A 21,571-nucleotide genomic window follows, 5' to 3' on the forward strand; every position below is an offset into this window, starting at 1 on the left:
TGTTTCCAATATTTCTTTATTTTGCATCCTGAAAGATAAATGAACGAATTGTGTTGGATAATTTATAGGCTCCAGAACCTTTTTTATTTGATTTATTACCTGGCTGTTTATGATCAGTTATATGCAATTATGGCAGGAGTTCAGGGAAGAGATTTATATTAAATTGTTTTATTAATCACTTATGGAGATTGTTATACCGGAGAAATGGTCGGGGACGTCGGTAAAACTCGCAGTATTAGGTGCGGTGACGATAATTGTTGCTGCTATAACTTTATTCTGTCTGTCTGGCGATATTCAGATAATTTTTACTCATCTTTACTATATACCAATAATTCTTGCTTCGTACTGGTTTGAGCGTAAGGGAGTACTCTTTACACTTTTTTTAAGCCTTTTCTACCTTGAGGCGGTATATTCATTTAATCCTGCTGATATGCAGGGACTTTATTCGGCAATTATAAGAGTGATTGTATTCATTGGAATATCTTTAGTTATCGCTTTTCTTTCTGCAACTATTAAAAAGAAGCAGGAGAATGTCTCAAGGTCCGAACGATTATTTCATGCCGTCTGGGAGAGCATTCATGCGGGTATCGTTCTCGTGGATGCAAAAACGCACTGCATTATTTCAGCAAATCCCGAGTTCACCAGAATGACAGGATTTTCAGAATCGGATTTGGACGGACAGGTCTGCCATGAATACATTTGTCCTATGGGGGTGGGTGAATGCCCTGTAAGCGACAAGGGTCTTAAAGTTGAACACGTAGAAGGTGTTTTACTTTCCAAAGATAAAAAAGAGATTCCTGTTTTTAAAACCATAGCAGAGATGAAGATAGGTGACGAGGATTATTACATAGAGAGCTGTATCGATATTACCGCGTTAAAAGATGCGGAGAACATTCTCCTTGCTTATCTCCGGGAAGCGACTCTGCGGATCAGAAACCCCCTGGAACTGGTTCGTGAGAATCTCATCGAACTGCAGAAAGAACAGGAGGATCGTGAAACTAATCCTGCATATATAACTACAGCAATTGCAGTACAGCAAAAGAATATTGAAGGAATATTGGGAAATCTCCGGGAAATCGAACGGGCTGTTGCAGAGAATCGGACAGAGATACCTGATGCTTTAAGGGAATACCTTAAGAGGTGATTATTAATGGAATTTAAAATGGGTGAGGACAATAAAAAAATTATCCTTGCACTGTCACCTTCCCGTACTTACAGGGAGAATAATCTTGCGATGCTGAAAGAGGTTCAGAAAAGGGATGAACTCAGAACGATTATTATCTGCTTGAATCAGCCGCAGTCTTTTCTTATGGATTTTTACGGGAAAAACGGGATAGACATGAACCGGGTCTTTTTCGTCGATGCCATAACCAAATATGCAACAGGCAGTGCTCCGAAAAATATCGAAAATTGTCTTTTTGTTTCACGCCCGGGCGATCTTACTTCAATGAGTATCGCAGTAACAAGCGTAATTAATAAATTTAAAAATGATAAAATCATAATTTTCCTGGATTCTGTCAATGCCCTGCTAATTCATACGAATTCTGTTAATCTGACAAAATTTATTCATTTTATTATCAGTAAGCTGAGAGTGCTGAATATTTCAGGAATTTTCCTTGCGGTCGAAAAAGGTCTTGACCCGATTTTATTAAATCAGATTATGCTGTTTGCAGATGAGATGGTTGAATTTCCTGATGGATCTCAACAATAAAAAACCGAATTCTTTTTAGGTTTGCTTTCTCATCAGTCATCGACAGTTATATCTCTCAGATATTCATATCCCTTTAATTTTTTTGTAATTATCCAGTCGAATATGAATTCTGCAGCTTTGGTCTTATTCAATTGCATGTAATACAAAAGTCCGATATTTTGAGCCATAAAAGGCACTATTCCACCTGTATGAGTCAGAACATATTCATTCTTTTTCAGGAGATCGTAATTGCCCAGGTAAAGCATCTTTGCAATAAAATAGACAGAATCAAGGTAATTTTCGTTTATGATCGGGATACCCCTGCTGTCTTTGGGATGGACCAGAACCGGAACTCTGGATTTCGCGAGTTTATCAAGTATTCTCAAATCAAATATATCTTCAAGTTCTGAATTGTATATCCGGGTATAAATACAGATGCCGTCCAGATTCAGGTTATTCAGGCAATAGTCGATCTCTGCTATCGCATGGTCTGCATCATCAACATCAACAGCTCCAAAAGCACCGATCTCACGAGGATTTTCATCCCTTATATCTGCAACTTTTGTATTATATTCCCTTATAACCGGAAAACAGATTTTGCTTTCATAATTCCAAATTTGCGGTAGATCCAGAGAGAGCATTATTCTTTCATAGCCCTTTTCATTCATCAGCTTATAAATATCATCCGGATTCCAGACTTTAACCTGCTTTTCATCGAAATTATTGACGATTCCCTTAACAGCTTCAATGACACTATCAGGATTACAATGATAATGATACTTAATCTTCCCGGCATTTTTTTGGTTTATACTGGTATTGCAGGAATCCAGGGGGATATTTTCAATAGGCTCATTGAATTCAAAAAGTTTTTCTGCATTATTTTTAAAAATATCCTGAATAAACGATTTTTTAATATCAAGGGAGTTGATTAATTTTATCCAGTAAGCATAATTATTTTTTGCCCATATGTAATCGGTTCCTAATACCACATGGTTGATTCCTGAGAAAGAAATTGTATCTTTCATGGTGTCATGATATGCTATTCTTGCAGTGTCGGGATAAATCCGGGTCTTCAGGTTTTTAAATTCTGTATCAATATCGGGATTTTCTTCTTTCATAGTTTTTATAATAGTAGGGGCGACTACTGGCAATACTCCCCCGCCGTGAGAAAGTATAAATTTAATATTGGGGTAATCCCTGTGATAGCCGCTTCTGATAAAATCGATCATAGTGTGTGTGGTATCAAGCATGAACAGGTACATATAATTCAGCAGGCGATGGTCACTTTTTTCAGGGCGTGCGGTCGGGTGAACAAATACGACTGCATTTCTGTCATTCAGCTCTTTAAAAAATTCCCTGTATTCTTTTTTGCCGAGATAATTTCCGTTTACATTGCTTAACAATCCAACACCATCAAGCTTTAGTTCATCTAGTGAATATTTTAATTCCGTTATGGCCCCCTCAACATCGGGGAGAGGAACTGCTGCGAAACCGCCGAATTTTTCAGGATTCCTGTAAATAATATCTGCCATGTATTCGTTGCATCTTCTGGCCAGCCTCCTACTAAAGTCATTTCCATTGAAATAAACGCCTGGTGTTGATATCGACATAAAGACTTTCGTAAAATTGTGCTTTTTCATCATCCTCAATTGCATATCTTCTGTCCATTTCGGTTGTTTAAAACCGAATATGTCAGTGACCCCTGCTATTTTCAGTTCTTCTTTGTAGAATTTCGGGATGATATGGTGGTGGACATCCCACTTTTCAAAATTTGATCTTTTCATAAAACAACCTCTTATAAATACAAACAATCTATACTATTTTAGTATAGTTAGTACAATATTTATGTGTTGCTCAAGATCTGAATTAAATGAACTATTATATTTTAAACAGTACATATTTTGGTAAGGAAAGTGCCAGCATGAACGGACATCAAAAACGGGCCATTAAAATAGAAAATCACATTAAAAGATCGGCCTTGGAACTTATCAACATACATGGACCTGCAAAGGTTAGTATCGATGAAATCGCACGACATGCAAATGTTTCAAAAGTAACCATTTATAAATATTTCAACAGTAAAGACGGGCTTTACAATGAAATCATAAAAATGATTCTTGATGAAAATATGGAATCCACGCAAACCATTATCAATAGCGATTTGACTTTTTTGGAGAAGTTAAAGTACATTATAGCCACCAAATCAAATTCAGTCAACTATATGGGCGGTGAATTCCTTCAGGAATTCATCAGAAACGATCGGGAGATTGAAGAATATATTAAAACGAATTATGAAAACAAATTTACAGAGCTAATGTTTAATTTTTTTGAACAGGGAAAATACAATGGATATATAGATGACAGCCTGTCAAATGATATCATTTATACGTATATCAAAATTTTTAGAAGCGGTCTGAAAGAAAGAGCGTCTGAGCTGGAGTTGACCATTGCCGATAATAATTCATTTGAAACCCTGATAAATTTGTTTTTTTACGGCCTGATAATGAGGCCGGAATAAATTCTTTCCTGGTATTTGAGAGAAATCTTATTAATTAACGTTTCTTATATTTCACCGAATAAGGCACGAACACAGTTTGCAATCTCAAAATCCCTTTTCCCCATCCCATATCCTATCTTCTGCACCCTCATAACAGGCATAGATGAAAATCCAGGGCAGAAATGTTTCAATAACCCCGCTCCTGTAGGGGTGCAGAGTTCGGCATTTATAGTCCCGCCGTATATTGGGACATCTTTTAGAATATGTGCTGTTGCAGGAGCAGGTACCGGCAGAATTCCATGTGCACAATGTACATGTCCTGACCCCACGTGAACAGGTGATGCCAGTACCTGTTCCGGATTAAGCTCTTCCATTAGAAGGCAGACACCAGTGATATCCGCAATTGCATCCATTGTTCCCACTTCATGGAAATGGATTTGGTTAACTGGTTTTCCATGAACATAGCTTTCTGCTTCTGCTATCAGGGAGTAAACGGCGAGTACATTTTCCTTTACATGATCGGGGATTTTTATATGGCTGATAATATGCTCAACTTCAGTCATGTTATTATGACAATGTCCATTATTGTGATTGTGCTCACGGGAAATCTCCCCGTGTTCTTCCTCTTTACCGTTAACCGTGATTACAACTTGCGTCCCCGTGATTCCACATTTTATCGCGGGTCGTGTCTGAAGAGAAATTCCGGGAATTTCTAATTCATTAAATCGTTGCAAAAAATCTTTGGGATCAGAATGCAATTCTAAAAGTGCTGACATCAACATATCGCCTGATGCACCCATATTACATTCGAGATACAACATTTTCATTTATTCTGCTCCTATGTGATTGATCATACTTGCGAGGTAGCCTGCCCCAAAGCCATTGTCAATATTCACTACACTTACACCACTTGCACACGAATTCAACATTGAAAGCAGTGCTGCCAGGCCGCCAAAGGATGCACCGTAACCAACACTTGTTGGAACAGCAATCACGGGGCAGTCAGCAAGGCCGCCGATAACACTTGGAAGTGCACCCTCCATTCCTGCAACGGCAATAATAACACGTGCACTCATGATATCATCTGCATGTTCCAACAGCCGGTGAATACCTGCTACACCTATATCATAAAGACGTATTATTCCATTTCCAAGTGCCATTGCCGTTAATGCCGCTTCCTCAGCTACAGGAATGTCGCTGGTTCCGCCGGTGGCTATGACAATTTTTCCATATCCGTCAGGTTCGGGTAGTTCTCCAGCAATGCCGATATTTCCTGTTTCATAATACTGTAAGGGTATTTTAATGCTGACAAATTCAGCACTTTCCTTGTTCAATCGGGTTATCAGCACTGTTTTCTGACCATTAGCCAGCATGGATGCAGCAATTTCTGCAATTTGCTGTGGTGTTTTTCCTGCTCCGTAGATAACTTCAGCTATACCCTGCCGGAGACTCCTGTGATTGTCAATTTTGGCAAAGCCTAAATCTTCAAACGGTGCAGTTTTAAATTGCAATAATGCCTCATCTACTGTGAGGTTACCTTCGGATACTTGTTTGAGTATTCCAATAATTTCCTTTTTTTCCATTTAGTACTCCTGTTCTTCTAGATCCGGAGAATCGGATAGATTTGAAGTATATTTAATCGAAATTTAGAGAGAGTGCGGTTTAAAATAACCCTGAAAACTGGAATTATTGCCAGATTCGTAACTCTGTATTTATAAAATATCCAAATCCATACAAACTTCGTCAGAACAAATATAGTCCTATTTTAAAACACCATTCCAAAAAACATGAATATAATAATTAAACAGTTCTTCCAGTGGTAAATCTGTATTATTTTCACGGATTAATTCCAAAAGACCTGCTGCACTTCGATAAAGATATACCTGAAAAATCTCTAAGGGGACATCAACAAAAATTCCCAATTTGATCCCTTGGACAATAATCTCATCTGTCCATGTAAACTGCGAATGTGCCTCTTTTCTGACTTCTTCAGCAATATTTGGGGAATTGCAGAACTGCATTACGAATTGTTCCTTTTCCGGATTCTCTATACCCCACTCCAGATATGCCCATAGAATCTTTTCGGTTCTTTCTTTTAGCGGAAGGTCTTTTATATCTGCCTCCGAGAAGACTTTTGACATCTCGCTTTTTATGGAAAGGTACAATTCACCGATAAGTGTTGTTTTATCCGGGAAATAATGGAAGAGGGTACCTGAAGCGACATCCGCTTTTTTACATATTGCCGATGTAGGCGTGGCATGAAACCCTCTGGTTGTAAAGAGATGAAGAGCAGCATCAAGTATTTTTTGCCTGTTGTCCGGTTTAGATAATTCCCTGTTCATGTCTTTCTGTTCCCACTTTTTTGGATGATCTGGATATATTGAGTTTATCTCTCTTCACTCATTCATATCGGTTGGCAGATGCCTCTTTGCAAGTGGCATAATTAATTTTGTCCGCCAGCCTTCAAGTGTTTTTGTAGCTTTTTTAAGTTCGTCCGGTATTGCGATATGTTGTGGGCATGCCTTTAGACACTTTCCACAGTTTCTACATAGTGAAGCATTTGCCGTTTCTCCCATAACCCCCATTAGGTGACAGGCGTACATGCCGCGTGTCATAAATTTGCTACTTCCTGAGTAGTACTGGTTATAATATTCAAAACACATTGGAATATTGACACCGAAGGGGCAGGGCATACAATAACTGCATCCTGTGCATGGCACTTTGAGAAGTTTTTTGTATGTTTCTTTTGCCTTATCAATAATTGCAAGTTCCTTTTCAGTCATTGAATTTGGAAATGCCGAGTTACATGTCCGGATGTTTTCTTCTATATGTCTCTCATCGTTCATGCCAGATAGAACCACGGTAACTTCGGGGTGATTCCAAATCCAGCGAAATGCCCAGTCTGCCGGGGTTCTCTTCGTTTCCGCCTCCGAATAAAGCCTGGTTACTTCACCAGGTACTTTATCCGCCAGGTTTCCACCTCTTAACGGTTCCATGATCATTACGGCCAGATCTTTTGATGCTGCATAGAGAAGTCCTTCCTTACCTGCCTGAATGTCTTCATCGATGTAATTATATTGGATTTGGCAGAATTCCCAGTCATATGAATCTACGATCTCTATGAATGTCTTTCGATCTCCATGGAATGAAAAACCGGCGTTAATTATTTTTCCCTGCTTTTTTGCCTTGCTAAAAAAGTCAAAAACACCGTATTTCTTTGATTTCTCCCAGGTTGCTGAGTTTAAACCATGGAGCATATAATAATCGATATGATCTGTCTGAAGTTTTTCAAGCTGAATATTGAGATACTTATCCATATCCTCTCTTGATTTCACAGCCCACACAGGTAATTTTGTTGCAAGCTTTATCTTTTCTCTGTACCCCTCTTGAAGAGCACGCCCAAGAAAGTTTTCACTTTCATTATTATGGTACGGAAATGCTGTGTCGATATAATTGATCCCGTTGTCGATCGCGTACCTGATCTGTTTAGTCGCTTTTTCTTCATCGATCCTGCCTCTTTTTGTCGGCAGTCGCATTGCACCGAAGCCTAATGCGGATAATTCATCGCCGTTTTTTGGAACTGTTCTATATTGCATTCTTTTCTCTCTCTTCATTTTTAAAGGATGATTTCGGTTTTCTAACACCTGGGTTGGATTCCTAGAGTGGCTGCTCTTGAGCAAACACTCTAGAGTACTTGCTCTATTGCATTGTATAATATAAATAATTTTCTTAGATAGCCAAGAGAGAAATTTTCTATATTGAAATTAATCTAATTATTAGATTTGTGATTTTAATCTTTTTTGGAGCTTTAATTGTAACATTAATAAAATTGAATTCAGACCTTTTTTATATAGTACGAGTGTTAACCTTACAATATGGGAAAAATTCCTATTAATATTATGCCTTTGAGTTGAAATGGAACAGAAAATCGTTGTAATCTGCCCACACATCTGAGGGATAAAGACAAAATAATACCCATAATCACCTCACCCCTTCTTTCTTTAAATCCTCTCTCAAAAGCCTCCCGAAACATCCCTCACAGATATTCGTCCGAAGCTCCTTCGAAGAAAAACTGCCTTCCATCCACTGCAGAGGTCACACTTCCCGAGCTCCTTATTCACTCTTTTGAAATCGTTGTGGTCAAGGAGAGCTGCATGAAGTTTTGAAGGTTTTATGAGTGTATTCTTTATATTTTCAATAGGGAGAATTATTTCCTGCTATTTTTGAGATTATCTTATTTTTTCGACGATCAGCCGTTTATTTTCTGGATCTATTGTGATTTTGACCTGCTCCCCTTCTTCAAATGGAAAATTAGAATCCATTACTAATTTTGCAGGAACAGAAAGGTATTTGGTGTTAGTTTTTCCAGCAGATGTAATCTTTCCATTTCCGACGAGTACCATAATACATAGTGATTTACACAGGTGATTATTTCTAGATACAATCCAAACGAAGCATTATACAGGTGTTAATTACACATGTTAAGGGGAGAGAACAGAAAATGTTCATACCAAATATAGAAGAGATCGGCGACGGCCCCAGGTGGGGATATCGTTTCAGGTGGTGATGATGGAGTCCATTCCTTCGATCATTGACCCGGATAAAAAAATCATCTACGAATCTCTAAAGTCATCAATAGTGGAAGTCGCTCAAACCCGAGCCGAGTGGGAGGATTTGTCCAGAATAGAGGTTCTGAGGGAGATGGCAACTGAGGAGACTCTTCTTGCTGGTCTTGCCGTCGAGAGTTATGATTTGGCAGTTGCGTTTATGAGAAAGATAAAAGAAGATCACATCCCGGAGGGCGTTTAGGCTGATATTATAACTTCAGCCTGTTTCTCGCACCAGTGGTGCGATTTTTTCAGAGCCACGGTAAGTCTCATAAAAATTTTTATTCTCCAGATATTCGACGCTGAGAAACCGGAAATTCCTCGGGCCCAAATTTAGTTTTATCTCTCCGGCTCTCTATTTGCGGTCTCGTTTTTTTCGGCAATCTGTTTTATCTCGTCTTCCATCTCGATGAAATGCCTTTCAACCTCCGAGGGTTCGTTCAATTGCCTCGTGCTGTATTTTTCGTATTCTTCGCGGGCCTTTTTCATTGCGATTTCATGACTTATGCTTCCGGCATCCGTAAGCAGCTCCCGCCCGGTCATTGTAAGGAACTGGTGAAGGCGCTCGATCCAGTCCTGCATCGTCATCGGTATCCGGTTCAGTGCCTGCAATTCTGCAATTTCGAGATATGCGGTGACGATTCTGTTGAGGACTTCCAGTTCGTCTTCATTCAGATAGTTTTTCGCAACCTCCACGTCGCGCCTGAGAAGTTTGTTTCCCGGATAATTCGTGATCCCCATTAAGGGCCTGTCTGCATCTGCACGTTCGTAGATCAGTTCTGCGGCAGTGTGGCCGTGAGCCGCCCAGTGCATCTTGTTCTGAACTTGTTTGAAGAACTGTGTTGTTAATTCGGATTCGGGATCGTAGTCTATGCTGGTTGCGTATATGTCCAGAACCTTTCGCCAGAATACTTTTTCCGATGACCGGATATCGCGTATCCTTGCTAAGAGCTCCTCGAAGTACCTGTCGTTGTCGGGCTCTTTTAGGCGTTCGTCATCGAGGATGAATCCCTTTCTTATAAATTCCGTCAGGTGCTGTGTCGCCCATATCCGGAAACGTGTCGCAATTTTACTCCTGACACGATAGCCGACGGAGATTATCATATCGAGATTGTAGTAGTCGATCGAGCGCCTGATCTCCCTTTCGCCCTCGTTTTGAACTGTCAAGTATTTCTTGACAGTTGCCTCGGGGACGAGTTCGCCTTCTGAATAGATGTTTCTTATATGCAGGCTTATGTTCTGTTTTGTGGTGTCGAAGAGTTCGGCCATCTGCTGTTGTGTGAGCCAAACGGATTCGTCCTGGAACCTGACATCAAGCCTGAAGGTGTTGTCTTTCGACTGGTAGATTAAAATCCGGCCTCTTGGTGATTCGTCAGGTAATTCGATTTGGGTCTTGTCTTCCATATTTTAGATCACTCCCGGTCCGGTCTCCTGTGCGAAGCCGGGTATGAGTACGCTTTTTAATGTATTTCTCATCGCCACAGTTCTATTTGCCTGAATCACTGAATATTTCTGCAACGGTTTTATCATTTGAGTCCTCTGTTTTTGATTACCGCAAGAGCAAATATCATATCTTTAATTTTTATATTGTCTATTGAAACTGATTATCTTTTTCCGCCATTAATTTCAGATGTCCCTCCGTTTTTTTACCTCACCCCTTCTTCCCTCAAATCCTCTCTCAATAGTCTCCCGAAACATCCCTCACAGATATTCGTCCTCAACTCCTTCGAAGAAAAAAAAAGGCCCTGCCTTTCCCGCAGAGATCACACTTCCCAAGCTCCTTTTCCGTACGTGTAAAATCGCGTTGTTCGGGAACGCCAGGGAGTGGCCGGACCTTTGCAGCACTTTTCCCGCTGTGGAGGGGTTTGCAGCAGTCTTGCAATCCTAAAGAAGGAATATCCTTTGGTAGTTTAGTAAACGCATTATAATTATTGTCCCGATTGATTTTGTTTGCAGCATCGCCGGATTCACAGCAAGAGTCACAGTATGAAGGAGACACACCCCCTTCCTTCTGTGTTCCTGTGGATGTACGCAAAATACTATCTGTACATGTACTAGTACCTATATTATTATCTTCTTTTAAAGATCCGGAAACATTCTCCGAATTTTGATCTTTGCAGCAACCTTTGCGTACCTGCTGTAAATCTTCAGTAAAGCTGCAAAGGTTTTCGGGGGAATCGGGGGAGTCGTCCCCCCCGTCATCGCCGTCATTATCTCCGTCTTCCGGCGGGTCGTCGAGCCATATATCGCCTCCGCCGATCCAGATCTTATACATCTCAAAATCAAACGAGTAATGGTTCTCACGTCTCCGGACACAGTAGCCGTCCTCGTCGAGCGTCACCGTCGTATCGATACATGTCAGGGCCGGGCACTTTTCAAGAAGGCCCGCGTAACTCGTCCCCCGGGAGTTGTATCCGTGAAACATCCGGTATGTCTGGTAATATGAAAGGCCGGTGAGTTCCTGGATATTCCGGATGTTAAAGGATGTCATCCCCGTTTTTGCAACCGTAGATAATGCGGCCGCTTCATTCCGTGTGAGCTTGGTCTCCTGTCCCCCGGTGTCGCCGTTGATCCGGGTGTAGAGGTTCTTTCCGGAATCGAAATCTTCCCTCTGTGCGATGATGCTCCCTTCTTCATCTCTCTTTCTCTGGCAGAAGTTTAGCCTGGCATGGCACTTGATGAGGTCGAAGAGCATCGCCGGGTTCCGCCTGTTGGAAGAGGCGAGGAACTGGATGCGGGTCGCAAACGGGATCGCAACATTCAGGCAGTCTTCCTTGAGGATATCCCACATGGCCCGGCAGATTTCTGCCGCGGACTCGTCCGGTTTGATCTCCCCGGCCTCGACCTTCTTCATGTGCTCAAGGACGGCCCGGTCCTGGTCGGCGGAGTCGTCGATCCAGACCGTGAGCATCCTGTTCATCACCTGGTCGTCGCCGATGTTCTCGACCTTTACGAGCCACCAGACGCACCGTTCGGGGATCTTGCATACCCGGAGCTGCCGGTCGGTGGTGAGCGTCCGGTGCTCGATCTGCTCCCGGAAGTTTGCGGTCGCCGACTTGAGGAGCTCCTGGATGTCCTCGGACATCGTCACGTCGTCGAAGAGCAGCACGGTTCCCGGCCGCAGGTTTTCATGATAGAAGAGAGCCTTGTTCGAGACCGTTCCCTTGAGCCGGTAGGCGGGCGGGATGAGGTTGAGCATCGTGCTGCAGGCGTGCGTCTTTCCCTTCCCGGAGTTTCCGGAGATCGAGACGTGCAGGCCCTTCGTGTTCAGGACCGACTGGGAGACGACCGACATTATCAGGCACTCGGCGACGATACGGTCCCCGACATGCTCGATGTTGAATGTGTCGAGCATGAAAGCGATCGGGTCGCCGGTCCGCAGGATCTCAAGGGCCTTTGTTCTTTCAGGTGACTCTTCGTTCTCCGGGGAAGAGGAGGCCGGCGGCTCGGATCTTTTCTTCGCCCTTTCCTTTTTGCTTTTCCTGATCTCAAACATCGCCCGGAGTTCGGCCCAACGCTGTTTTCCGCCGCCGCAGGAATTGTGATGGCAGCCGGCATAGATCGCCCCGTTATCAAACTGTATCGCGAAGGCCCCGTCCTTGTGGGCCGAGGAGAAAGGGCAGTCTTCGAGGACGAAGAGTGTTCCGCCCTGCCAGGGCCTTTCGCTCGCAACCGCGATCCCGTGTTCGGAGAGCCACCGTGAGAGGTCGATTGCTTTCTCTCCGTTCTTCGCCGGCGGCTTCGGCTCGTCTTTCGGGAGGAGGGTCGCAAGCCTCCGGAGCGTGTCCGCTTCGGTGGTTATCATCTCCTCAGGGGCATCAAGGATCTTTGCCATCCGGTGCGGGCGGTCAGGGGTGTCGTCGCCCTTACAGGAAATTGTCCCGTAGAGTTTCCAGATACGGGCCGCGTTGTAGTTCGCCGCATCGACCATGACCGAATCATCGGAGAAAAGGGCGTCGAGTGTGGTCAGGCAGTCTTTGACCAGCGCGGTCGCGTCATCGTCATTCGGGAGGTCGATTGAATAAAGAAGATGGGCCCCGTTCCCTGAGTCGGCGAGGACCGGGCGGGGGAACCCGATAGTTTCCAGAAACCCGGCGATCTTTTCCGCCTTCGAAATGGCTGCTTCGTGTTCCTCGTCGGTCGATGAAACTCCGCTCGGCCGGACCGGGTCGAGGTCCACCGGGAGCCACCGCCGGCGGATGATATCTGCGTCCGCTGTTGTCGCATCCTTTCGCCCGAGCTTCATCTTCACGCGGTTGGCCCTCCGCGAGAGAAGGGCCGGGTTGACTTCGTTGAGGGTTACGTAAACACCGTGGACATCTGAAAGACGGTTGATCTGATCTGCCTTCTCCGCAAGTACGGTGTAGTCGTCGAAGTACCCGCTGTGAGTGTTGTAATCGGCAAGCGCCCGGAGCTCAACAACTCCTCCCGCGGGAAAAAGAATGGAGAGGGCCTTTTCGATCTCCCCGGTCATTTTCTTTCCTCTGGAGCATCAGTTTCGAGTGGAAACAAAGGGGCTGATACTGCCTCTCCCCTTGCAACTCTCTGCAGGGAGATGAGCGGAAGGATGTAGTGACCGTTCGTGGTGAAGAACGTCACCGCCTTTCCTCCGGCATTCATCGCGGCGTGGCCCCCGATTGAAAGTAAACTTTCGGTGATCCCTCCCTCTCCGGTTCGACAGACTGATTTCGAGATCGGGACGACGCGGCCGTAGAAGATGAGGCTCTTCACGTCCTCTGTCGTGATGAAGAGGCGCATGCCCCCGGCTTCGATCCGGAGCGAGTCGTCACCGCATATGCTGATCTTTCCTGGCTCAGGATTCATCGGGTTTCTCCTCCTTTGCGGATGCGGTCAGCCTGATAAGGTAGTTGTGGCCGCGTGTTCTCCGTATATTAACTTCGATGATCGAATCTCCGAATTCGTGGAGCTCCTGTGAGAGGGCCTGCGGCAGGAGATAGAGGGGGACGGGCCCGGCCGATTTGTTTAAGCTTTCAGAGATAGAAGAGTTGTTGGCAGTTCCCGGATTATTTGTGTTAGCCCACAATTTGCCCCCCTGGGGGCTGCCGTCTATCTGTTCTGTGCCTGGCACGTTTCGCCTCCGGGCGTGTTGTCGATGAGTTTTGCTTTTCCTTCGGCGATCCATTTCTCCCAGACAAGTCTTGCAATCGGGTCCGGTAAGTGTTCGAGCGTTTGTTTATCGATTTCTTCCATGTTTTTTTACCTGGTGCGATTTTAGCACCGAAACAGGATAGGGATGAGCGTTTTATAAAGTTGAAGAGTGCCAAGTGGAAGAAAAGTAAAACCCGGGCTTTTGCATGATATCCAATTCATACTAATATCCCCTGCCGGAGGCGAAAAGGGGTACGATCAAACCGTCTTACTGTAATCTACCCGGCACAGCGACGATTTATAAAAGAAATAGCCGACGATAACGAAGGTAACGACGGGTGAGAGCCATGTAGGGATATGGACACCGAAACTGTCCAGAATCATAATCGTTCCAAGTACGAAGATTGAGTACATCGCCCCGTTCTTAAGGAACTGGTAACACTTGATCTTCTCGATATTTCTGATAGTGAGCTCCCGCACGACGAAAGCTCCAATACTATTTCCGATCAGGATCAGCGGTACGGCAAGTGTGAACGCAAACGCCCCTATGACACCATCGATCGAGAACGTCGCATCGATTACTTCAAGATAAAAGATCTTGGAGATATCCGAGATCTTCCGGTCTTTGAGTCTTGCTTCCTGCACTTCAGCGTTCTGCCGGAACCCGTGGACAATAAAGAACGCTGTCGAACCGACTACTGCTCCGAATCCCATCATCGGGCTCACCTGCATGGCAAACCATACGATGCTGCAGAGCAGGATTGAAACAACTGCAAAGAACCAGACACTTTGCCGGGAGAAGAACCGCTCTCCCGGAAGGCCGAAGTTCTTTTCATCGACGAAGAGCCAGTGAAAGAAGAGGAAGATCAGAAATGTACCGCCTCCGATCAGCAAGATCGGGGATGAGGTCTCGATCGCCTCAACCACAGCAGGGTCACTTGAGAATGTCGCAAAGAGCGCTTCGACCGGTCCGAGAGACGGGGTTGTAATCCAGACGATTAACCAGGGAAGAAGACCTCTTATAACAAACACGGCAAGGAGCAGTCCCCATACGAGAAACCACCTGCGGGCCTTCTCCTCCATCGTCGATAGCACCTCGGCATTGATAATGGCGTTGTCGATGCTGGATATGATCTCAAAAAGGCAGAGGCCTGACACGACCAGGATAAGAGAGAGGAGATCCATAGACTTAGGATAACTTCTGCCGGCGAATCTATATAAATAATAGTTCTGCCGGTTGCGTCATCAGATGAACTAGTAATCAGTAATATTCCAATACTCTATTATGTACTCAACGATCTCAAGTACACTTAGAACAATTAGTATTATGCATAATATCATCCAGAAAATGTAAAACAGAACCAGCCCTGCTCCAAAGTTCATATTTAAAAAATCTACAACCGGCAGCATCAGGTCCGGATTCAGAGTGACAAGTACAAGAACGAATATTGCAAAAGCAAGAAAGAATGGAGATATTGGGAATCTTTTCATTATTCCAACTATTTCTTACCCTGTTTACTCTCCTGCGACTGCATTACCTCGTATTCTATTCCCTTGAGGAAATCCGAGGTTTTTCTTTCAATATCGTCGGAGAAGACCTCCCCGACTCTTAAAAGAACTACTATAGCCCACAGTATGATCACTATCAGGACTATTCCTGCAAGTACGTTGAATATACTTGTTATAAACGGCAGGAAGAAAAGATATGCAATCACAGCTACCAGAACATAAGCCAGACCGCGGAACCCATACTGATACTTTTTTAGATTTTTTTCATCAATAGTATCCTTTCTAAGTACTGCCACAGCAGCGTAGGATGCAATCGCATCAGTAATTGCCTTTATATCCTTCAGTACTGCAAGCAGAATGATAAGCAGGGCAATCATTACAATAGCTGCAATGAGTTTGTCGAGTCCGATTAGACCGAGGAATGTGGGATCACTCAGGTATCCTGATAGCGGAAGGAAGATGTATACTGCAAAAAGCCATATAAGGAAGGCTATTGCGAACTTCACAAGAACTTTAGGGAATTTTTCTGTAACGGTCTCTCTTGCACCGGTCATAACATCAATTGCTTTTTCAACCATAACCATCCCTGCGTTACTCTGTAACCACTCCTGTATTTAATACTTTTGAGCATTGATTAAATCCTGACGGATTTTTATACCAACAAATGATTATCCGCGGATCTGACCCGAAGCTTCGATTGTATTGAATAAAAAAAATGTTATTCAGAAATCTGATCACTCAATTGTGAAGAAATTCTGAATTTTCCGTCAGGCACATGAATTTCAAACCTTGCTCCTTCCCCAAAATGTCCGTTCTCAATAATTTTAAGACCTGTAATTCCGAGAATTTCTCCTGAAAGGAAGAGGCCGAGACCTGAGTTCTGGTAGTATTCTCTCTTAAATATTTTTTCTTTTGCCCAGTCGGGGACCCCGGTTCCGTTATCTGTACATATTATTAAAATTTCTTTAGGTCTTTTTTCGATGGAAAATGAGATCTGGGTTAATGTTTTACCGTGTTTAATCGCATTGTCGATCAGGTTGTATATGACTTTTTCAAAGAGCGGATCGGCGAAGACTTCCAGATCGTTTATATCGTTCTCAAGCTCAATTCCATCGAGATCTAAATTGGCACTTACTTTTCCGATAATCACTCTTACATCAAACCATATGGGTGCCTGTTCACCGAGATCTTTGTAGTAGCCCGTAAAGGTGATCTGCCGTTTGATTGTTTCAATTATTTTTGAGATTTTTTGCAGATATTCCTCAGTCTTTGTTCCTTCGGGAATTTCATGATCCAATCCAATTATTTCCAGGTATCCTGCCGCTCCAGTTATCTGATTCAAAATGTCATGCCGTGTTATGCTTGATAAAAGGTTTAGTTTCCTGTTAACTTCTTTTAATGCATCTTCATTCCTCTTCTGTTCCGTAATGTCGGAGATGAACAGGAGGATCCCGTAGACATGACCGTTTTGCTCCTTTAAAGGTATCTCGTCTGTCCGTATCCACAAATTTTCCATAGTCGGTGACGGGAATGATTCTATCTTTCCAAATCTCGGCTTCCCTGAATTTATTACCTGGAGGTCGTTCATGTAATACATATCTGCAAATTTTGGAAACAGTTCAGAGCCGTTTTTCCCTTCGATCTCCCCTGTTGACAATCCGAAAGCTCTTGCACCTGCAGGATTAGCTTTTATGTAATTGTTCCTGTTATCTTTGTAAAAGATCATCGCGGGTGCGTTATCGATAATTATTTTAAGGTCTTCATTGAGCTTTTTGAGCTGAGTTTCGGAATTGCGGAGCATGTCTTCCATCTCTTTTCTGTGGGTGATGTCTCTTCCGATTCCCAGGACGCCCATGAGGGTCCCGTCAGGATTGTACATTGGCATCCTGATTGTTTCGAGATATGCACGGTTGCCGTCGTCTGCAAATGTGATCCATTCTTCGTTGATTGTGGGTTTGCCTGCTTCGATGGCCCTGCGATCATTTTCATGGAAGAATTCCGCGATTTCGCGTTCGACAAAATCATAATCCGTTTTTCCGATAATTTCACTCTCTTTTGAACCGAGAAAGCGCTCGAACATTCTGTTGCATGCAAGATAACTACAATTTTTATCCTTAAGCCAGATGAGGTCGGGTATTGTGCTTATAAGTGTCTGAAGATAGGCCTCGTTCCTGCGCAGCAGGTCTTCACTTTTTTTCTGTTCGCTGATATCACGTGAGATCATGCAGGCATATTCGATCCCTTCGTGCGTAATGAGATGTGCTATCGTGTCGGCCGGATACTGTGTTCCATCGCGGTACATGTGAACCGATTCAAATCTTATTTTCCCTTTTGCTTTAATCTCCGACCACAGTTTTCCCCATGCCTCGCCGGATATTTCGGGATTGATCTCGGAAATTGTAGTTTTTACTGGTGAACCGGGTTCAATTCCAAATGATTCTAATGCCTTTGAATTGGAATATACGATCTCCCCTTTGTTATCTGTGAAATAGATTTGATCGGGAGAGTGATCGAATGCAAAACGGATCAGTTCAAGAAGCGATTCCAGCTTTTTTATGGCTGTAATGTCCTCGCCTGAAATGATAATGCCTGTAATCTCTTCGTTCCGGCCTTTGATGATACTTTTTTGCCATAGAATGGTTCTGGTCTCTCCGTTTTTTGTGGTGATATCAAATTCTGGTGAACCGGAAGTCCCATTACTTTCTGCTATATAATTTAAGAAAGCGAGCTGGTTTTGATCTTTTTTTGCCTGCGGCAAAAAGATATCCGTAAATTTCTTATCGAGAATTTCATCCTCATCGTACCCGAGTATCTCGCAGCCTTTGCGATTAATTTCCCTGATAATTCCTTGTTTATCAAGAAACAGGAGCATGACTCCCGCGGCATCTATATACAGGTTAAGAGTGTCGTGATTTCTCCCGGCATTTTTCTCCGTCTCTGCCATGGTGGTTAGTAGGCAGTATAAAAAATAAATATTTCCAATTAATTCGATGCCTTGCTATATTGACGGGTTTTTCTTCCCGCATATCATTTCCGGGTTCACAGCTCTTGTCTTTTTTCCTCCGGTGGCAGAGATAAAAAGTATTAGCGGATAACCTTCTGGATGCCCGTATCTCCTGAATTATTCTTTTTAACTATTAAGTTGATCTTAATTCTTAAGTCCTAAAAAGAATTGAGGTAAGAATTGTGACCCTTTTATTTGCCGAAAATGGCAGCACGAATGTTCCGGAGAGTGAATCGAAGATTAAAGAGAACGCCGAATCTCTTCCTCAGTCCCTTCCTGTTACAGTGAATATCGGTTTATTTTTAAAACCGGGGGACCTGGGTTCAAAATCAGCTGAAGCGCTCGACCAGATAATTCACAGGCTGAACTCATTGCTTTCGCATACGCCCCATAATTTCAGGTTTCTTTTGCCTTTGTCATGTGCTGAAGACTTCATAATCGTTGAAGAGGTCCGGACTTCGGTCGGGCGTGAAGTTGCTGCTCCGGATCTTGTCCTCTTTACATACGAAGGGGTTATGAAGGATTCCGATTGCCCGGCAGGGGACGCGATGAAGTACGATATAAGATCTGTATCTCCCGGCCGGACAGCCTACGGTTACGATCCCTTATCAATTGCAGTAATGGAGAACAGTAATCTTGTCGTTATAATCGGGGAAGAAAAAAGCCTTACTTCAAGTGGTAAAAACCCGGATGTGCTTGCAGAGCGTTATGGGAGAACCGCGGTCTTTATAGATCAGACTACCGGTAATACAAGAGAATTTCAAAATGACGATCGAATCTTTGATACTTTCAGGTGTTTTGATACGTATAATAATGAAAGAGTCAGCAGGAAGAAATTTTTAAGGAAGAAGGAGGAGTACGTCCGGGCTTTAAAGGCCGATTTCTCGGTTGCCGGCCTGAAGGAAGAGATCATAGAACCGTCGTATGAACATCTCCTCCCCCATTATATCAAGGCAAAAATCCTGGGCAGGAAGTACAGATCGCTTTATTTCATGAAAGGAATACTGATCTCGCTGCTTTCCGCTCTGGCGGTCTTTACGATCGCGCTTCAGACTCTTTTCTTCCCTGATCAGTCGTTTCTTGTATGGGTCGAAGTTGTCGAGATTATAATTATTATAGCGCTTATGGCAGGTTCGAGGATTGGGAATTACCATATCAAATGGATCGACTATAATTTCCTCTCCGAGAGGATTCGTAGTGCATTTTTTATCGGAATATTATGCATGACATGCAGCAGAAAGGAGGATCTTCCTCCAATGACGCCCCTCAGAACGCCGAATGACTGGATGGCACTGGCATTTGAGACTATAATTTCAACCGGGCAGGCGACGTATTGCAGCAGGGAAACCGATTTCGAACCGCTGAAAAAATTCTTTACGCTTGCATGGATAAACAAGAGGCTTGCGCATTATGAAAAGGAGGCCGAGAATGCCAGGTTGAGATATCGTTCACTGGCGCTTTCGGGTGAATTTCTGTTTTCATTCACGCTCATACTCGCAGTTGCACATGCCCTGGGAGTGGGGCACTGGGAGACGTTCTTTAATGCTGAAGTTCCGCTGCTTATGGCATTTCTGACGATAACCCTCCCTGCCTTCGGTGCAGCGATATCCGCGATAAGGGTTCATGGCGAGTATAACAGAAATTCTGACAGGTATTCACACATCGTAAGGCATTTGACAGCGATAAAGACCGAGATGAAGTATATTTCAGGTCTTCCCGAGCTTTGTGCGCTGGTAAAGGAGGTTAACGAGATGACTTTCAGGGAGGTTCACGACTGGAAGGTTATCTTCAGGTATGCAAATATCGAAGGAGTATAACCGGTCGGGTATTGTCGCGAAAGTGGCTGTTATGATGTGAAATTTATATACTTTTTTACCGATACTCAGGTATGTTTAGGGATTATGTTGCATCGATCCTGCTCATAATCGGATCTGCTGTAATGTGGATCCTGGGCGTAAGCGATTATGGTGCGATCTTCTTCAAATTGTCCTGGTCTCTTCTTTGCCTTGCACTGGTTTTTATCTTTTATAAGATCATTACCGGGAACCTCACAAAGAAGTTTATTAAAGACAGCAAGGCCAGGTACACGTTCAAAAAAGGCATTCTTATTATTCTGCTGATTGTTCTGGCATTTGCCATAGTCCAGATATGGGTCGAGAATACGGAATCGCTGACGATATCATATGGTATAATCGCCGCAGGAGTTGCAATTGCCCTCCAGGATCTTTTCAGGAACTTTGTAGGCGGTATAGTTATCGCCGTTTCCGGTGTGTACAGGATCGGCGATCGCGTTGAGATGGGTGGCGAATTCGGGGATGTAATGGATATAGGAATACTGAATACGACTATGATGGAGCTTAAAGGCTGGGTGGATGGCGAACAGCCCACCGGCCGTCTTTCGATTATTCCGAATTCAATTGTTATCAGTGGGACAATTCACAATTATACAAAGGATCACAACTTTATCTGGGACGAGATAACGATCCCGCTGACATATGACAGCGACTGGAAAGGTGCAATTACTGAATTCCTTGAGCTTTTGAAGAAAGAAACGGGTGACTTGTCTTCGCAGGCTGATAAGGAGATCGATCGACTGGGTGAAAAATATTATCTGCCCAGGAAAGTGACTGAGCCTTCGATATATGTTCGTCTTACCGATAACTGGATTGAACTTCACCTGAGATATGTTACGGATTCCAGGACAAGGCGGATTACACAGGACAAATTGAGCAGAATGCTGATGGATCGGATATCCGGCAACGACCGGTATGAGATTGCCAGTGAGAATATAATTGTTGTGGGTAATCATAAGGTCCAGATAATTGATTCAAAATGACAGGGCCTTCGATTAAGAGTCCGGATAATACAGAACAACCGAAGTCTGCCACAAATGCCGCCCTGCCGGTTTATGCAGATATTTTATATTTCCAAATATTTAATATGAAAAACAAAGCCACAATGATTTTGTTGAGAAAATTCCTATAACCAAAAACGTGACTCTTTTACATCTGGCGGAAATGGGGAAAACACAGATACCTGCACGCTCGAAAGATGACGAATTATCCCGGTTCTCTGTTCTCTCATTTTTCCGCCATCAGGATCATGCGTGACAAAAGAACAAAGTTATCCAATGGGATCGATAAATTTTGTCCGAT

At 43.5% G+C, this 21,571-nt stretch carries 20 protein-coding genes; 6 read left to right on the top strand and 14 right to left on the bottom strand.

Annotated elements, in window-relative coordinates; genetic code table 11:
- Nucleotides 1-244: 244 nt before the first annotated feature.
- Together MPET_RS05675 and MPET_RS05680 are read left to right on the top strand one after the other, a co-directional pair.
- Complete coding sequence (locus tag MPET_RS05675; protein WP_187287586.1) at nt 245-1,144, top strand: PAS domain S-box protein; 900 nt, start codon at nt 245-247, stop codon at nt 1,142-1,144.
- 90 nt (nt 1,145-1,234) lie between these two features.
- On the top strand, nt 1,235-1,711 hold the full coding sequence (locus tag MPET_RS05680; RefSeq protein ID WP_148222193.1) for a hypothetical protein: 477 nt from the start codon (nt 1,235-1,237) through the stop codon (nt 1,709-1,711).
- A gap of 32 nt (nt 1,712-1,743) precedes the next feature.
- On the opposite strand, the gene MPET_RS14435 is transcribed toward MPET_RS05680, so the two are convergent.
- Complete coding sequence (locus tag MPET_RS14435) at nt 1,744-3,474, bottom strand: amidohydrolase family protein (RefSeq protein WP_013329055.1); 1,731 nt, start codon at nt 3,472-3,474, stop codon at nt 1,744-1,746.
- An 86-nt stretch (nt 3,475-3,560) separates the two neighbouring features.
- Here MPET_RS14435 and MPET_RS05690 point away from each other — a divergent pair, with 86 nt between their 5' ends.
- Nucleotides 3,561-4,208 (top strand): TetR/AcrR family transcriptional regulator, encoded by a 648-nt coding sequence (locus MPET_RS05690; protein ID WP_013329056.1) that lies wholly within the window; start codon nt 3,561-3,563, stop codon nt 4,206-4,208.
- Nucleotides 4,209-4,252: 44 nt separating this feature from the next.
- Here MPET_RS05690 and MPET_RS05695 read toward each other — a convergent pair whose 3' ends face one another.
- The 5 genes from MPET_RS05695 to MPET_RS15295 form a co-directional block, all read right to left on the bottom strand.
- The gene (locus MPET_RS05695) at nt 4,253-5,014 is read right to left on the bottom strand and encodes a LarC family nickel insertion protein (RefSeq protein ID WP_013329057.1); all 762 of its coding nucleotides are present in this window, start codon (nt 5,012-5,014) and stop codon (nt 4,253-4,255) included.
- Nucleotides 5,015-5,770, bottom strand: coding sequence for a nickel pincer cofactor biosynthesis protein LarB (larB, locus tag MPET_RS05700; protein ID WP_013329058.1), 756 nt, complete (start codon nt 5,768-5,770; stop codon nt 5,015-5,017). It abuts the gene before it with no gap.
- 177 nt (nt 5,771-5,947) lie between these two features.
- The gene (locus MPET_RS05705) at nt 5,948-6,529 is read right to left on the bottom strand and encodes a TetR/AcrR family transcriptional regulator (RefSeq protein WP_013329059.1); all 582 of its coding nucleotides are present in this window, start codon (nt 6,527-6,529) and stop codon (nt 5,948-5,950) included.
- Between the two features lie 54 nt (nt 6,530-6,583).
- A complete protein-coding gene (locus MPET_RS05710) occupies nt 6,584-7,801 on the bottom strand; it encodes an aldo/keto reductase (protein WP_318238899.1) in 1,218 nt (405 codons plus the stop codon).
- Between the two features lie 615 nt (nt 7,802-8,416).
- On the bottom strand, nt 8,417-8,590 hold the full coding sequence (locus MPET_RS15295; protein WP_013329061.1) for a hypothetical protein: 174 nt from the start codon (nt 8,588-8,590) through the stop codon (nt 8,417-8,419).
- A gap of 163 nt (nt 8,591-8,753) precedes the next feature.
- Between MPET_RS15295 and MPET_RS05715 the strand changes: the two genes are divergently transcribed.
- Nucleotides 8,754-8,996, top strand: a complete 243-nt coding sequence (locus MPET_RS05715) for a hypothetical protein (protein WP_048130688.1) — start codon at nt 8,754-8,756, stop codon at nt 8,994-8,996.
- Nucleotides 8,997-9,133: 137 nt separating this feature from the next.
- Here MPET_RS05715 and MPET_RS05720 read toward each other — a convergent pair whose 3' ends face one another.
- The 8 genes from MPET_RS05720 to MPET_RS14440 all read right to left on the bottom strand — a co-directional run bounded on the left by MPET_RS05720 (nt 9,134) and on the right by MPET_RS14440 (nt 18,356).
- Nucleotides 9,134-10,198, bottom strand: coding sequence for a virulence RhuM family protein (locus tag MPET_RS05720; protein WP_013329063.1), 1,065 nt, complete (start codon nt 10,196-10,198; stop codon nt 9,134-9,136).
- A 313-nt stretch (nt 10,199-10,511) separates the two neighbouring features.
- Nucleotides 10,512-13,268, bottom strand: a complete 2,757-nt coding sequence (locus MPET_RS05725) for a hypothetical protein (protein ID WP_013329065.1) — start codon at nt 13,266-13,268, stop codon at nt 10,512-10,514.
- A complete protein-coding gene (locus MPET_RS05730) occupies nt 13,265-13,618 on the bottom strand; it encodes a hypothetical protein (RefSeq protein ID WP_013329066.1) in 354 nt (117 codons plus the stop codon). Before MPET_RS05730 ends, MPET_RS05725 begins: the two co-directional genes overlap by 4 nt.
- The gene (locus MPET_RS05735; RefSeq protein WP_225353853.1) at nt 13,608-13,838 is read right to left on the bottom strand and encodes a hypothetical protein; all 231 of its coding nucleotides are present in this window, start codon (nt 13,836-13,838) and stop codon (nt 13,608-13,610) included. Before MPET_RS05735 ends, MPET_RS05730 begins: the two co-directional genes overlap by 11 nt.
- Before the next feature lie 23 nt (nt 13,839-13,861).
- The gene (locus MPET_RS15300) at nt 13,862-14,005 is read right to left on the bottom strand and encodes a hypothetical protein (RefSeq protein WP_013329068.1); all 144 of its coding nucleotides are present in this window, start codon (nt 14,003-14,005) and stop codon (nt 13,862-13,864) included.
- A gap of 156 nt (nt 14,006-14,161) precedes the next feature.
- Nucleotides 14,162-15,088, bottom strand: a complete 927-nt coding sequence (locus MPET_RS05740) for a DUF475 domain-containing protein (protein WP_013329069.1) — start codon at nt 15,086-15,088, stop codon at nt 14,162-14,164.
- Nucleotides 15,089-15,402: 314 nt separating this feature from the next.
- Complete coding sequence (locus MPET_RS05750) at nt 15,403-15,990, bottom strand: hypothetical protein (RefSeq protein ID WP_048131007.1); 588 nt, start codon at nt 15,988-15,990, stop codon at nt 15,403-15,405.
- Nucleotides 15,991-16,130: 140 nt separating this feature from the next.
- A complete protein-coding gene (locus MPET_RS14440) occupies nt 16,131-18,356 on the bottom strand; it encodes a PAS domain-containing sensor histidine kinase (protein ID WP_013329072.1) in 2,226 nt (741 codons plus the stop codon).
- A 242-nt stretch (nt 18,357-18,598) separates the two neighbouring features.
- Between MPET_RS14440 and MPET_RS05760 the strand changes: the two genes are divergently transcribed.
- Both MPET_RS05760 and MPET_RS05765 read left to right on the top strand, forming a co-directional pair.
- Complete coding sequence (locus MPET_RS05760; protein ID WP_013329073.1) at nt 18,599-20,233, top strand: hypothetical protein; 1,635 nt, start codon at nt 18,599-18,601, stop codon at nt 20,231-20,233.
- Between the two features lie 71 nt (nt 20,234-20,304).
- A complete protein-coding gene (locus tag MPET_RS05765) occupies nt 20,305-21,252 on the top strand; it encodes a mechanosensitive ion channel family protein (RefSeq protein WP_013329074.1) in 948 nt (315 codons plus the stop codon).
- The last annotated feature ends 319 nt before the right edge of the window (nt 21,253-21,571 follow it).

This window comes from Methanolacinia petrolearia DSM 11571 (genome assembly GCF_000147875.1).
Lineage (GTDB): Archaea > Halobacteriota > Methanomicrobia > Methanomicrobiales > Methanomicrobiaceae > Methanolacinia > Methanolacinia petrolearia.

What these genes read in the sequence shown, in the direction of transcription:
- MPET_RS05680 (WP_148222193.1), top strand. Translation starts at nt 1,235, where the DNA reads ATGCTGAAAGAGGTTCAGAAAAGGGATGAACTCAGAACGATTATTATC.
- MPET_RS14435 (WP_013329055.1), bottom strand. Translation starts at nt 3,474, where the DNA reads ATGAAAAGATCAAATTTTGAAAAGTGGGATGTCCACCACCATATCATC.
- MPET_RS05690 (WP_013329056.1), top strand. Translation starts at nt 3,561, where the DNA reads ATGAACTATTATATTTTAAACAGTACATATTTTGGTAAGGAAAGTGCC.
- MPET_RS05695 (WP_013329057.1), bottom strand. Translation starts at nt 5,014, where the DNA reads ATGAAAATGTTGTATCTCGAATGTAATATGGGTGCATCAGGCGATATG.
- larB (WP_013329058.1), bottom strand. Translation starts at nt 5,770, where the DNA reads ATGGAAAAAAAGGAAATTATTGGAATACTCAAACAAGTATCCGAAGGT.
- MPET_RS05705 (WP_013329059.1), bottom strand. Translation starts at nt 6,529, where the DNA reads ATGAACAGGGAATTATCTAAACCGGACAACAGGCAAAAAATACTTGAT.
- MPET_RS05710 (WP_318238899.1), bottom strand. Translation starts at nt 7,801, where the DNA reads ATGAAGAGAGAGAAAAGAATGCAATATAGAACAGTTCCAAAAAACGGC.
- MPET_RS15295 (WP_013329061.1), bottom strand. Translation starts at nt 8,590, where the DNA reads ATGGTACTCGTCGGAAATGGAAAGATTACATCTGCTGGAAAAACTAAC.
- MPET_RS05715 (WP_048130688.1), top strand. Translation starts at nt 8,754, where the DNA reads ATGATGGAGTCCATTCCTTCGATCATTGACCCGGATAAAAAAATCATC.
- MPET_RS05720 (WP_013329063.1), bottom strand. Translation starts at nt 10,198, where the DNA reads ATGGAAGACAAGACCCAAATCGAATTACCTGACGAATCACCAAGAGGC.
- MPET_RS05725 (WP_013329065.1), bottom strand. Translation starts at nt 13,268, where the DNA reads ATGACCGGGGAGATCGAAAAGGCCCTCTCCATTCTTTTTCCCGCGGGA.
- MPET_RS05730 (WP_013329066.1), bottom strand. Translation starts at nt 13,618, where the DNA reads ATGAATCCTGAGCCAGGAAAGATCAGCATATGCGGTGACGACTCGCTC.
- MPET_RS15300 (WP_013329068.1), bottom strand. Translation starts at nt 14,005, where the DNA reads ATGGAAGAAATCGATAAACAAACGCTCGAACACTTACCGGACCCGATT.
- MPET_RS05740 (WP_013329069.1), bottom strand. Translation starts at nt 15,088, where the DNA reads ATGGATCTCCTCTCTCTTATCCTGGTCGTGTCAGGCCTCTGCCTTTTT.
- MPET_RS05750 (WP_048131007.1), bottom strand. Translation starts at nt 15,990, where the DNA reads ATGGTTGAAAAAGCAATTGATGTTATGACCGGTGCAAGAGAGACCGTT.
- MPET_RS14440 (WP_013329072.1), bottom strand. Translation starts at nt 18,356, where the DNA reads ATGGCAGAGACGGAGAAAAATGCCGGGAGAAATCACGACACTCTTAAC.
- MPET_RS05765 (WP_013329074.1), top strand. Translation starts at nt 20,305, where the DNA reads ATGTTTAGGGATTATGTTGCATCGATCCTGCTCATAATCGGATCTGCT.